Raw genomic sequence first — 13,914 nt, forward strand, 5'->3', positions numbered from 1 at the left:
TTAGTTTATTGTTACAACCAATTATTTTAGCCAAAAAAAAGTTCCAACTCTTCTTCCGTAAATTTACTCGACTGACTCCGTTACTTGCTTCAATTCTCTTACCTTCTGATAGAAATTCGTAAGTTCCATATCCTTCAGAAAAATTAATCCCCGCGCTGCCCGCAATCGTGGATGCGGATGTTTCTGGAAATAATCTTTGCCTAAGCATGTTTTAATCATATTATATTGTTTTACCATTATTTTTTGCGCGAGTTCAGAGAAAGGCCCATCATGTTCATGACTTGGAAACGATGCTGCACTTTGAGAACCAAAACAATTCATAAATGCCGTATGCATCAAAGATAAAGTATTCAGCGATGCCGGAATAATAACATCTGCTTCAGCCGGTTTGAATCTGTACCACACATTTCGATATCCCCAAATTCTCATAGAAGAATCGCCGCTTTTTTTCTGGTACATTCTCAATGCCTCTGCGATTGCCATTAATACTTTGTAATGTGTATCTGGACCACTGCCTTCCGGATCGAATGCTACTGTTACAATATTCGGTTTTATACTTTTCATTAAATCATAGATCGGCAGAACATCTCGGCTTATTTCCGGTTCTTCTGAAAATATGTTTCCACGATAAAAGCCAAGACGTAAAGGATGAATTGCCGATGGCTCGATACCGAAGTAAGCCCATAACAACTCGACTTCCCATTCGCGCAGCATTCCTTTCAGTGTTTGAATATCCGGTGGATCCTTGGCACCAGGATATTGTGCATGCAAGTATTCCTCTAAGTTGTGCGCACGACGTCGAAGAGATTTGATGTCCGATATTCCATATACCTCAATAAAATTTCGTAACATTCGCCTTGCTTCTGCTTCATCTTTACGTTCTTGAATATGACCAGCTGTGCCGTCAAGAAATAAATACATATCTTCAATTCGTGTCGATTGATCTTTTGGATTGAAATACCCATCTGCAAGTAATGAAACAAATTCGTCTTGCTCTAAATAATGACTAAGCTTCTTAACGACTGAAAGGAAGTACGAATTAGAAACCGAAGTGAATCCAGATGTAAGATTTGCAAAAATGTGGTGATTACTGGGATCCCGGACCAAATGATAAAGATACGGCAGATATCCAAGCATTATATCGTCATGATGTGGTTCAGTATGGAAAAAAGTAGTTTTTGTAACAGGTTGAAGCCCTTTTTCTATTTTTTTAATTAATCGTGTCTTTGCACCAGACGTAAGATCACTGAATGGACAACCAGTACGATGAAGAAGTTCTGAACCACAGCGGTTTTCTTTGAAATCATTTTCGTTTAGCTCTTTGAGTTGTTTCTTGCAAGCAAGAGCGAGTGAGATCACTATATCATCAGCTAACTCGTCCTCGATTTTTTTTCGCTGAGCAATTTTTATGAAGCGGCGTTCAGTCAATAGACTCGCTGCTCCTTTTGAAAGATAGAACCTTCCATATTCTAAATCTTGCAGTACAGTTGCCGGATACTGAGGATTCTTTTCTTTTTCAATTGCCTGCCTGACAATTTTTGCCTTTGCATCTCCAGCGGCAATAATGATTGCTGTCACATCAGTATTGTAAGTGATCGTCGCAAGACCAATTGTTATTACCAGTCTACTACGTGAGACTTCAATGCCCCCAAGGTCCGTCGCCGCTGCAGCTTGCGTTTCATAATTCGTACCTGTGAGACGTGTTACGGAATAAAAACTCGATCCACGAACATTGAAAGCAATGTGTCCATCCGGACCTATGCCGCCCAAGAAAAATCCAATGCCGCCTAATTCGCGAATTTTCCGTTCATATTCCATACAAAACCAATCAACGCGATTTATTGTATCTCGTTGTAGATATTCTAACTCAGTACGCATCTGTCGAACACGGAGTGAAAGGTCGACAATACTGTCTGGAAAAACCTCATCCATAGTTTTCCCGGGCGGTAATCCTAGCGAGGTTGCATCTATTAAAAGTGCTTTTTCAGGAGAAAGTCCAAAACCTTTTATATAGAATTCACGGACATAATGATTGAAGCTATTGTGTTGTTTTGAATCCATCGGGAAAAATTCATCAATTTGAACAAACGAAAGACTGCGCATATTAGGTCGCTTCGATCCATCTATGCCATACTCATTAAGTATCGATTGAATTTCTTTTGTCTCCCATCGCTCTAAGATACGATTCACCCATTTGATAAAATGTTCAGGAGTTTTACCTGTCGGCAGTGATATAACCCCGCCGGGATTCTTCAATACCCATTCGATAAACCGGAATGCAGTCAGCTTGCCAAGTAATGGAAAATTGTCGACTTCGATAATCCGAATTTTTTCTGTCGGAGAATACTGGTACTCTCTGCCGCTTCGAGCCAATTCTACTGCTTCAACAGCAGATGTCCCGTCGTAAGTCTTTATCATCCTGTTGTCTCTATCCTAAAATCATTACACAAACAGTCGCCCATGTGATTTTCGTCTTTATCAAAATGATTCATTATTTCTAATCTTATCCACAAAACTTATTTGTTAAATAAGAATTGTTTCGCCGGTAATTTTCAAATTGTACAAAGTGATCCGAGTTCCATGTAATTTACTTCCCGATAGTTTCCCATCCTCGTTTATTGAGGTCGAAGTAAATAATTCCTCCAAATACGATACCTGTTGCAAGTAACATCAACCCTGTAACTGTCTCGCCGAGAATAATCTTTCCGATTCCAAAAAGGAATGAGTAAATCATTGCGACTCCGCTCAGCCAATCGACCAGGTTAAATATTCCATCTTTCGTCGGGATGACATCCGTTGCTTCTTTTGCAATCGGACCCCAGAGCAGTGGGCTTGGCCGGACACGGCGGTAAAACGACAGCAATTTTTCTTTCGGTTCAGGACCTGTAAGAAATGTGACAACGAGCCAGACGATCGTTGTGATACTCATCGTAATCAAAACAAGATAAGCAAATCCTCGTGGATCTTGGCTTGCCTGACTTAATAGACCGAATTTCCATTGTACGATAAGCGAGGTAATTAATGCCGCTGCCATTGCAGAGACTTCACTCCACGCATTAACGCGCCACCAGAACCACCTGAGGAGAAAAACAAGTCCGGTTCCTGCTCCCAGTGCAATAAGAAAACTCCACGCACCCGAAATCGAATCCATGAAGTATGTTACCACAGCAGACAAAACCATGAGAATCATCGTACTCACTTGAGACATAGTAACATAATGTTTTTCAGTTCCCTTTTTAACTATATAGGGCCGATAGAAATCGTTTATGAGATAGCTTGCACCCCAATTGAGTTGTGTTCCGACTGTTGACATATAGGCCGCCGCAAACGCCGCCAGCATCAGACCGCGGAGTGAGGCAGGAAGATCAGAAATAAGTATTCGGATATAACCTGATTCCGGATCGGCAGCAAAGCTGGGATCGCCTTGGAATCGTACGACTGCAACAAGTGCAACAAGAATCCATGGCCACGGACGAATTGCAAAATGAGCAATATTAAACCAGAGTGTGGCAAGTAAAGAATTTTTCTCATCTTTCGCACAGAAGATACGTTGTGCGATATACCCACCGCCTCCCGGTTCTGCACCAGGATACCACGATGCCCACCAATTCACTGATACATAAACTATAAATGTTATCATAGGCATCCATGATGAATTAAGGTCAGGTATAAACGAGAGGATCGATCCCGATCCCTGGCGGTTTGCATCGATTGCATGAAGCTTTCCTAAAAGGATGTCCATCCCTCCAGATGCTTGAACAGCACAAATTGCCAGAACAATTACCATACCCATTTTAAGTACAAACTGGAAGAGGTCGGTTACTAATACACCCCAGAGGCCAGAGAGCGTGGATATGGAAGCGGTGATGAGCATGATTCCAAGAGCGATCATGAGTGCTTCTATACGGGAGACACCCAGTACGAGCATCATGATTTTGACGATTGCTAAATTCACCCATCCCAGAATAATAAGATTGACCGGAAGTCCCATATATAACGCACGAAAACCACGGAGGAAGCTTGCAGGTTTCCCGTGGTATCGAATCTGCGCAAACTCGACGTCGGTAAGAACATTCGCCCTCCGCCACAGCCGCGCATAAAAAAAGACGGTCATCATTCCGCTGAAGAGCATGCTCCACCAGAACCAGTTCCCCGCAATTCCATTTCGGGCAACAATTCCAGTAACGGCCAGTGGAGTATCGGCTGCAAATGTTGTTGCAACCATCGATGTGCCTGCGAGCCACCAAGAGACATTGCGACCCGAGACAAAATAATCGCTAACACTTTTTGTTGCTCGTTTTCGATAATATAAACCGACGCCAAGATTCAAACCGAAATAGAGCGCGATGACGATCCAGTCAACAAGTGTAAGTACCATCACGATTCTCTTCTTTAGTAATAATAGATAATAAAATTCTGCGATTGTACATGATTTACCACTAAATTAAATTGGTGATATACTATTGAAAAATATTGATACTTCACCATTTCTATCTTCCCATAGTTACGACAACTTCATGAACCGTTCCAGTTTTCTGAGGTGGAATTGGACATGACGTGATTTTCCCATTGAGTGTGACGGATTTTATTCCTCTTTGCACTCCTTGAGGATTCTTGACCTTGATTGTGAAGATTGCACCGCGCCACCTCCGAACGACTTCAAATTCTTTCCACTCTGATGGGATGCAAGGATCAATGACAAGTCCTTCAAATGCAAACCGTATTCCGAGAATATATTTCGTCACAGCAGTATAGTTCCATCCTCCGCTTCCGGTCAACCATGGATGCCGCGCGCGACCATATGCCGTATGATCCCTGCCCATAATAAATTGACAATAGGAATACGGTTCGGCTTCACGTATTTCGATCATCTCGTTCTGATTGTACGGAAGAAGATCGTTATAGAGTTTCATCGCAAGGTTGCCGCGGCCAAGTTTACATTCTGCGATTATAGCCCACGGATTCGGATGGCTGAAGATAGCACCGTTCTCTTTAATACCGCGATAGACACGTGTTACGTAACCGATGTCATCGTTCGGTTTCGTGTAGGTAGGCCAGTTGAGATGAATACCGTACGGTGACGCAAGATATTTATGCACGGAATCCATCGCGCTGATTCCTCGTTCGGGCGAAGCGGCTTCAGACATCACTGCCCAACTATTGCTCTCTAAAAAGATCTTGCCTTCTTCGTTTTCCTTAGACCCGACTTTCACACCGGCTCTGGTTACACCGCGGCTGTACCATTCTCCATCCCACAGCTCACGTTCACATGCTTTGCGTACTTTTTCTGCGATGCTGGAATATTTTTTTACATCATCCGTTCGTTTGAGGTACTTCGCGGCAGCAATGAATTCATTCAACGCCCAGTAGTGCATAAACGACGCCATCGAGCTCTGACCGCCCCCTAAATTCAAGCAATCGTTCCAGTCAGCGCGAAGACCAAGGCAGATGCCATTGGAACCGATTTGCTCCGCTGAAAAATCAAGAGATCGCTTTAGGTGCTCATAGACCGTCGCTTCTCCTTTATCAGCAAAGGGAATGATCTGATCGAAAAATGCCTCGTCGCCGGTTTCCTTCACATACTCACACACCGACGCGATAATCCATAACGCATCGTCGGAGCAAACATCTTCCATTCCATGAATTATATCCGCTGCGCTCGGAGTCGGCACGACGGTTGGCAATTTCACACCGGGAAGCTTTTGCTCTCGAGGTTTAAACACTTCAGGATCAAAAAGATGCAAGCCATACCCACGGCTCACCTGACCATGAAGAAGTTCTTCCATTCGTTCTCGGCATTTATCAGGATTGGTGTGAGGAACAGCCATAACATCTTGCGATGTATCACGATATCCAAGACCTGTGCGACCTCCTACTTCAATAAAGGATGCAAAGCGAGACCAGACAACGCAAGTTTCTGCCTGCAAAAGTGTCCACGTGTTGATCATCGTGTCCAAACCTTTGTTCGGTGTTTTGCATTGAAAGACTTCGAGCTTCTTCTGCCAGTATGTTTTCAAATCTGCAAACGCTTGATCAACATTTTTTATATTTGAATATTTCTTTTGTATTTCTTTCCCCTGTGCCCGATTGCCAACTCCTAACATAAACAGGATACGCGATTCTTCACCTGCCTTCAGGATCAATCGTTTATGCAGAGAGCCACAATGGTTACCGCCAAGCTCTGAGGTGTTGCCACAAGATCCTTTTTCGACCGCAATTGGATTTGATTCTGTACGATAATTTCCAAGGAACCTATCCCTCAGGCAATCATAGGAATCGGGTTGAACATTCGAAGCAAAATAATGAAACGTCCACGGTTCATAGAAGAAATCGTACTCTATAATTCCATCGGCATAGCTGGAACCACTAGCGTACAACGACATTTGAAGATTCTGATTATCGATCTCAATATGATGATAGGAAAATTCACAGTAAGAAAATATTGAGAGCTTCCGCGGTTTACCGCTGGTGTTCTTTAACTTCACATCCCACAATTCAACATCATCAAGAATAGGAATAAACAATGTTTGTTCTGCTTGAATACCTTGATATTCGCATCGGTATTTCGAATATGACAAGCCATGTCGGCATTCATATTTCGCTTTTGTCAGATCTTTACCGACCGGCTGCCAGGAGATTGACCAATACTCTCCTGTTTCATCGTCACGGATGTAGACATAATGTCCCGGACGATCTAGAGGAACACCGTTTTGTCGGAAGCGGGTTATCCGATGATGTTCTGCACTCTTATAGAATGAATATCCGCCAGCATTGTGTGAAATAACGGTACAGAGGTCTTTCACACCAATATAATTTGTCCAAGATACAGGAACATCTGGGCGATCAATAACATATTCACGATGTTCATCATCAAAATATCCGTAATGCATAAGAGTTTCCTTATTTTCTATGAATCAGAAGATCATTTTTTAAATGAGGTATTGAACTTTTGATAGATAACATTTAATAATGGTGTTGTACCATCAGGTAAATAGTCGCCAGTAATTTCCCAAATAATAAGTCCGCATATTTTATTATCCACAACATATTGAGCTTTGTATCCCATCGACTCTTCGTCATCATAAGAAACAAGCGTGTTCCAGGATGGGCTAATGAGATATGGTGCCTTGGCGCGGTCATCCCACTTTCTCGCAAACTTATCTAGAGATTGAACTATATCGTAATAAAAACAACCTTTCGGTGAGAAGTGCTCCACATCTGCCCCTTTATGTGATGTGTAAAGCGCTGTACATTCACGATAGGTGTGTGCATAAAATGGAACTCCAAGATTTACTTTTGATCTAGGTACCTTAAACGTTTCTGTGTAAAGTTTGAGTGATGCATCGATATTTCGCAAGGAATCATCAGTTCGTGGCGCATAGAGTGGTGCGTTGTGGCCGCTTAACGAATCCCATTCGCCATTTAAATCATAAGTCATAATATTGAGCATATCAAGAATCTGAGCGACTTGTTCCATTTCAAAGTTCATCGCTCCAGAATTTGTTGCCGGAAGCGCAGCAGTAAGCAGATAATGCCTGTCGTTTATTTTTCCATAAGCATCCAGACTTTCCCTCGTGGCTCTCAAGAGTTTTGTGAAATTCTCCTTATCCTGTGGCGTGCCTTTATGATCGGCAAGGCAAGGAAATTCCCAATCAATATCAATTCCATCAAATCCATATTTCTGAATGACTTCAACACAAGAATGAGCAAACGCTTGTCGTGTGTTTTCTGTCGATGATACTTTGGGAAAGTTGTCTGAATCTTCCCAACCACCAAGAGAGACCATTACTTTAACACCATGTTGATGTGCAAGATCAATTAATCCTGTGTTGGGTAAATACTTTCCGGTGTTCTCATCTTTTTTCTCCAAGAGCAACATTTGATCGCCCTTGGGATCCTTTCCTATAATCTTCTTACCGTCTGCAGATGGATAGAAAAAAGCATAATTGATTATGGTAAGTTTTTCATAGGGAATTTTATCGGGCGTCAACAACCAATGTGCACGATTCCATTTCCAAGATGGATAGTAGCCTATGATTTGTTTTTTCTGACTCATTGAAGGTAGAGATATCAACGATATTATCAATAGACAAAAGCATGTCCGGACGATTTTCATTTTTAGCTTACCTTCTTATTAAACAGTTTTATTTACTACTTCATCATCTTCCGTTTTTCGGAATGGCACCAACCATGTCACTAGGAACGATGGAATAGTTGCAATCATAACCCAAATAAAGAAATCCCTATACCCCAGGAAATCGCTCACAAAACCACTGACCATCGACGGAATCAAAAAGCCAAACTGCATCAATGATGTCGCAAATGCATAGTGAGCCATTTTATATTTTCCAGGAGCGATTTGTTGCATCATATACAATGTAAGTCCGACAAAACCAAAACCATATCCAAAATACTCAAAAACGACAAGTGCAGTAATCACTACAAAACTTGTCGGTTGATAAATTGCTAATATTGTATAGGCAAGGAATGGAATATTAAAAAAGGCGCATAACACGATTAACGCCTTGCGCAAACCACGATTTGCTGTAAAATATCCCGATAAAACTGATCCAAGGATAAATGCTAGTGGTGGTAAAAAACCGTAAAGCATACCAATATCTTCTGTCGATAGTCCGAGACCTCCCTGATCCCGTGCTGCCCGCATGAAGAGAGGAAATATTCTGATTGCCTGTCCTTCCGCAAAACGATAAAGGATCAGAAATACAATCCCCCAAATGATATATTTTTTTTGAAAAAACGTAACAACAACATCCCAGAATGTAACCATTGATTCCTTTACGCTTTTTACCTGAGTTGCTTGCCCTCCAGAAGGGAGAAAATACCAATGATAGATGCTCATCATTAGAAGAATCGCGCCAAAGCCGCTCATAACAATTGTCCAGGCAGGAATAACACCTATACTTTTTTCTAGCCGACCAGCAATATAGACAAATGCACCTTGTGAAAGTACTTTACCTACATTATAAAAAGCTCCCTGCCACCCCACATATTGAGCTTGTTCCTTTGAAGTTAAAACGTTGATATAGACACCGTCTGCTGCAGTATCATGAATTGCAGAATTGATTGCGATAATTCCGAAAAGAATAATTGTCCAGGTAAAATAATCCGGAAGATGAAGCGAGAGTGCAAGCAATCCGAATGAAACACCGCCGAGAAATTGTGTTGCTAAAACAAAATGTTTTTTTGTCTTAAACATCTCAAGCAACGGTCCCCACAGTGGTTTTAATGCCCAAGGGAAAGCAACAAGACTTGTGAAAAATGCAATTCGTGCATCGGCAATACCAAGACTTTTGTACATTAAAACTGCAACAACATTAACTACGACAAACGGTAATCCCTCGGCAGTATAGAGGGTTGGAACCCAGAGAGCAGGGTGCGTCTTCTTAATTTCTTTCAAAGCCATTATAAAGATCCCTTCATTCAGTTAATTCCAAAGTATTAAATATCTTTTCAGTTAAGCTTCGATACCATTTTAAAAGCAGACCATTTTTCTTCATCCATACTATTTAAATCAAAGATGGATATCCCGGATGCTCCGGCCTCGACAGATTTTGTGCAAGCAATTTTTATTTCTGTCGCTGTTAATTCAGGAATAAATAATCCGCTATATAAAGGTCTTGGATTTTTTAATTCGTTAATTTCCTTGTGAGTACACTCAGCTATCCAGCTAATATCCTTATTGTAGAAGTTATGATATAGCATAGGCATGTAACAATCGAGATCCCAGTTTTTCCAATCTTGCCGTACATTCTCCCAATTTGGAAAAACTGCCGCCGATATTTTCTTATTGTATTTTTTTGCTGTCGGAACAAGCTTATCGTTCACAAGGTTTGTGACACTGTCATATCTAAACTGACGCCATTCTTTATTCGCAGAAGGATCCGTAAGATCGGTAAGCGGATCTATACCGGATTTTGCTTTAAACTGCTCACGGCATGACTTTGAATATGAATAATCATATTGAGGGTATTCCCTGTCTTGGACAATACCATATTTTGGTTGAAGAGCAATCGCAATAATGACATCAGGTAAACGAACATAATCGAGATGTACGCCATCAATTTCATTAATTTTAGCAAGTGATTCAACATTTCCGCGAATAAACTCCTGCGCTTCTTCATTACACGGGCATAAAAATTTATAGTAATCGACATAAGCCGGTTTTTCACAAGCTGGTTCGCCTTTGCCATTTACTACATACCATTCAGGATGTTCCTTTACAATTTTATCAACATTGCAAGGCATAGTCCACATCCATGCGTGTAACTCCAGACCTATAGATTTACACAGCGGTATAAATTTGCTTAAAATATCTTCTTCAACTGGAAATCTGTCGGTATCATAAAAGGCAACTCTGCTATTATAAACTTCGAGTAGAACTGAATCGATACCATTAGCTTTTGCATTTTCTAACTTCTTTTTCCAATAATCGATGTCTTTCCCTTTTCCCGAGCTTATCCAGGCCCAATTTTTTAGATCCTTTTTTTGACTTTGTAAGACTGTCCCAAATAACTTACTTGGCAACAATTGGTTCGTTGCTAAAAACAATGTTCCAAGTCCAATGCTTTTTATTATTTCTCTTCGCCTCATTAGTGACACCTACTTAACTAAAAGAAGCCGTTTTGTTTCTGTAAATGAACCAGCAGTCATTCGATAGAAATAAACACCGCTTGATAAACGGTATCTTGAAGCATCAAATTGAACGGATCCAATTCCTGAAAATTTGAATTCATCCATGAGTGTTGCTATTTCCCTGCCTAATACATCATACACTCTTATCGAGACTTGTGTTGCCCTCGGTAATGAAAATTTAATTGTCGTAGATGGATTGAATGGATTTGGATAATTGTCATAAAGAATAAAATTTGTAATACGCGATTCCAACGGCTGTTCAACAATATTCGTTGGCGTCAACATTTCCTTAGCAATAGCATCTAATAAAGGTTGCGACTTTCCGATGACGTCTTGGCTGAGTTCCCAAATCATTATTCCTGCCAATCCCTTTGTTTTTGCATATTGGCACTTAAAAGCAATAGACAAAGAATCATCATATGTTATCACCGATGACCCATTTTTTAAATATGGAACCTTTGCTGTACTATCCCAGTAACGTGTCCACCCACCTGATTGGATCAAAGTATTTATGCCACTATAAGAAGGGGTTGTCCTGCTAGTAAATGTTGTGTCAAAACGTGGTGAACCGTAAAAATATTTTCCATAGAATGGAACACCAAGTACAAGTTTAGATTTCTGTAGAAGCGGCGAATGTCCTCCAGTTAAATAAAAAATGCTTTGATCTACAGAATAGTCTTGTCCTATGTAATCGTAATAGAGGGCAGCATTGTAACCTGAGTTTCCGCTCCATCCCTGATCCATGTCATATGTCATTACATTAAACCAATCTACATATTCGCTCAGAGTTGGATAGTCAAGCCACTGCCCTTCATAAGAGCTAGAACCGATAGCCATAGTCAATAAAAAAGAAGGATTTGTTTGCTGAAAGGATTCATGAATTTGTTTTATAAAAACGTGTATGTTTATACTATCGGCGGAACTGCCAACACCTTCCCAATCAATATCTGCTCCGTCGTAATTGTTTTTAGTAAGATAGGCAGCAAGATTATTAATAAATGTCTTCCTCTTAATGGAATCTGCAGTCACAGCAGTAAAAGCACTTCCCGAATTTGCCCCTCCGAGAGATATTAAAATCTTGCATCCCGCCAGATGTGCAGCATTAATCAAGGCAGCATCCGCAGTGCCTGAAATACTTCCATTTGGATTTGGCTCAGCAAAAGCGTAATTAATATGCGTGAGCGAATTAAATTTTACAGATGATACTGGAAGTGTTGATTGTCCCCACGAAGTATAATACCCAATGACACGATATTGAGATTGCGCAACCATCAAATGGGAAGTTACAAACAGAATTACTATTATGGCCACAATATTTTTCACAGTAATTCCTTTTTCACTTTCTTCAAAACTTTGGGGGATATTTTCTCGACTTCTTTAATCTATGTTGAAATTAAAGCGGCATTTTGAAACGAATTATTTCAATAAAACCATCGGCTTCATTTGAAGATGATTCCCTGCCTTTAATTCATAAAAATAAACACCACTTGAATAATCTCCCATATCAACAATAACTTGATGCTGTCCCATGGATTGATGCATGTCCCTGAGAACCGTCTTAACTTGACGTCCGAGTGCATCGAAGATTTCCAATGTCACATTTTCTGGTTTTGAAAGATTATAGAGAATGGTTGTTGATGGATTAAAAGGATTCGGATAGTTTTGCTTAAGCTCAAACTTAAACGCTACGTTATTCGCCCTATCTATGCCGACAGTTGTATTTATGTTCGCTTGCTGTATTAAATGGTAAAGGTACAAATGTCCAAAGTTAGCGTATAATACATCTTTGTGATTGCTAATATTAGATAAATGATTGATAAGGTAAGATTTATTACGATCATTATATAAAGTTTGAGGGTGCCACATAATATGATAAACGGCGCCACTACGCACAGTTAAAGCGAATATAGCGTTCATAGTTGCAAGATTTGTATCAACACCAATTTCCAATGTTGGATTGCAGGGCTCAAAATGCCCCATCGTATCATTCCACGCGCTAAAATTCATATATCCGGTTTGATATAATCTCGGAATAAGATATTTCCGAATTGTAAGTATTGAATCAGTCGTATGATCGAATTCGCCATACGGAGCGATCCATGCATAGACATATTCTTTAGAATTTCTTCGAAAGGGCTCCGACAAGGTTAGATGATTGACTATATCGTCATAACATCCATTTATTTCGCCCGTAGGGTCCGCGTACGGTGTATGCAAATGATTTCTGCTATGCGCAGCTACTTCAACAAAGCCAGAATCCACCTGTCGTTGTAAGACACTCCAGGTGGCTAAATCAGTATAATGAAAATCGGAAATTACACCGACAGTAACATAGAGATTATACGATCGAAAAAGGCTTACTAATTGACTGGCACCCCAATTAGCAACACTCGCCCATTGCCAGTCATCAGCAGTCACTGTAACAGCAGAGCGACGGTTGTCATAATATTTTGAGATTCCAGCATAGAGGGGAAAAATTGTATTGTCATTGCTATCAGTGATTTCTAATAAAAGTGAATCCGTATCAACAGAAAATGCAACAGATACATATGCCCGGTTTTTGGGATAATCAAAGCGAACAGCTTCTATCCCATTAAAAAAATCATTGACAGTCTTTTCAGTAATACTTTTCCAAGTATCTGTTGAGAAATTTTTTTTCCAGACTTTTAACCCACTCGAACCTTGCGGAATATCGAATTGGTAAGTCAAGGGATACATACATCCGTAGTCGGAATGAAAACTAGCTTGCACAACAACGACAAGTTCGCTCGCTGGTGTTATCCCTATTGAAAGAACAGCTCTCTGCTGTGCAAAAGCTATATCGGTAATACCAAAGAAGAGTATATAAAGAAAGAATAGTAGTACCATATTACCCGCTTTAAATCCATTAAAGTTCATAAAGCACTACGCCTTCTCTATATAAAGACAAAAAGTATATAATATAAAAATGGAGGCACCGTTTCCGGTGCCTCCAATACTTTCATCAGAGGATGAATTACTTCAACAACATCATCTTCTGAGCCGAGCGGTTGCCTCCTTGTTCAAGGACACAGAAATAAATGCCGCTTGTAAAGTTAGACATATCAATACGTTGAGTATAAGTATTCGCAGCTTGGAATACATTATTCACAACTGTCATGACATGTTGACCAAGAATATTGTACACTTTCAAGCTCGTAACACCTGATTTTATTATAGTGTACTGAATAGTTGTGGTCGGGTTGAAAGGATTTGGATAGTTTTGTGACAAATTAAATACAT

Annotated in this window: 9 protein-coding genes; all 9 read right to left on the reverse strand. The window is 40.4% G+C overall.

All coding sequences use genetic code 11. The features are described from left to right. Nucleotides 1-63: 63 nt before the first annotated feature. The 9 genes from NTX44_04755 to NTX44_04795 all read right to left on the reverse strand — a co-directional run bounded on the left by NTX44_04755 (nt 64) and on the right by NTX44_04795 (nt 13,903). Nucleotides 64-2,418, reverse strand: coding sequence for a 6-phosphogluconolactonase (locus NTX44_04755; protein ID MCX6120905.1), 2,355 nt, complete (start codon nt 2,416-2,418; stop codon nt 64-66). Nucleotides 2,419-2,587: 169 nt separating this feature from the next. After that, complete coding sequence (locus tag NTX44_04760) at nt 2,588-4,378, reverse strand: Na+:solute symporter (protein MCX6120906.1); 1,791 nt, start codon at nt 4,376-4,378, stop codon at nt 2,588-2,590. A 112-nt stretch (nt 4,379-4,490) separates the two neighbouring features. Continuing rightward, nucleotides 4,491-6,890 (reverse strand): hypothetical protein, encoded by a 2,400-nt coding sequence (locus NTX44_04765; protein ID MCX6120907.1) that lies wholly within the window; start codon nt 6,888-6,890, stop codon nt 4,491-4,493. 32 nt (nt 6,891-6,922) lie between these two features. Beyond that, nucleotides 6,923-8,056 (reverse strand): glycoside hydrolase family 18 protein, encoded by a 1,134-nt coding sequence (locus NTX44_04770; protein MCX6120908.1) that lies wholly within the window; start codon nt 8,054-8,056, stop codon nt 6,923-6,925. A gap of 78 nt (nt 8,057-8,134) precedes the next feature. Then, nucleotides 8,135-9,424 carry an MFS transporter gene (locus tag NTX44_04775; protein ID MCX6120909.1) on the reverse strand — a complete coding sequence of 430 codons (1,290 nt, stop codon included), beginning with the start codon at nt 9,422-9,424 and terminating at the stop codon, nt 8,135-8,137. Between the two features lie 47 nt (nt 9,425-9,471). Next, entirely contained in the window at nt 9,472-10,611 is a 1,140-nt protein-coding gene (locus tag NTX44_04780) for a family 10 glycosylhydrolase (GenBank protein ID MCX6120910.1), read from the reverse strand. Between the two features lie 9 nt (nt 10,612-10,620). Continuing rightward, nucleotides 10,621-11,976, reverse strand: coding sequence for a glycosyl hydrolase family 18 protein (locus tag NTX44_04785; protein MCX6120911.1), 1,356 nt, complete (start codon nt 11,974-11,976; stop codon nt 10,621-10,623). Nucleotides 11,977-12,069: 93 nt separating this feature from the next. After that, complete coding sequence (locus tag NTX44_04790) at nt 12,070-13,551, reverse strand: T9SS type A sorting domain-containing protein (GenBank protein MCX6120912.1); 1,482 nt, start codon at nt 13,549-13,551, stop codon at nt 12,070-12,072. 97 nt (nt 13,552-13,648) lie between these two features. Then, the gene (locus NTX44_04795; GenBank protein MCX6120913.1) at nt 13,649-13,903 is read right to left on the reverse strand and encodes a T9SS type A sorting domain-containing protein; all 255 of its coding nucleotides are present in this window, start codon (nt 13,901-13,903) and stop codon (nt 13,649-13,651) included. Nucleotides 13,904-13,914: the final 11 nt, after the last annotated feature.

The sequence above is a fragment of the Ignavibacteriales bacterium genome, from assembly GCA_026390575.1.
Lineage (GTDB): Bacteria > Bacteroidota > Ignavibacteria > UBA10030 > UBA10030 > Fen-1298.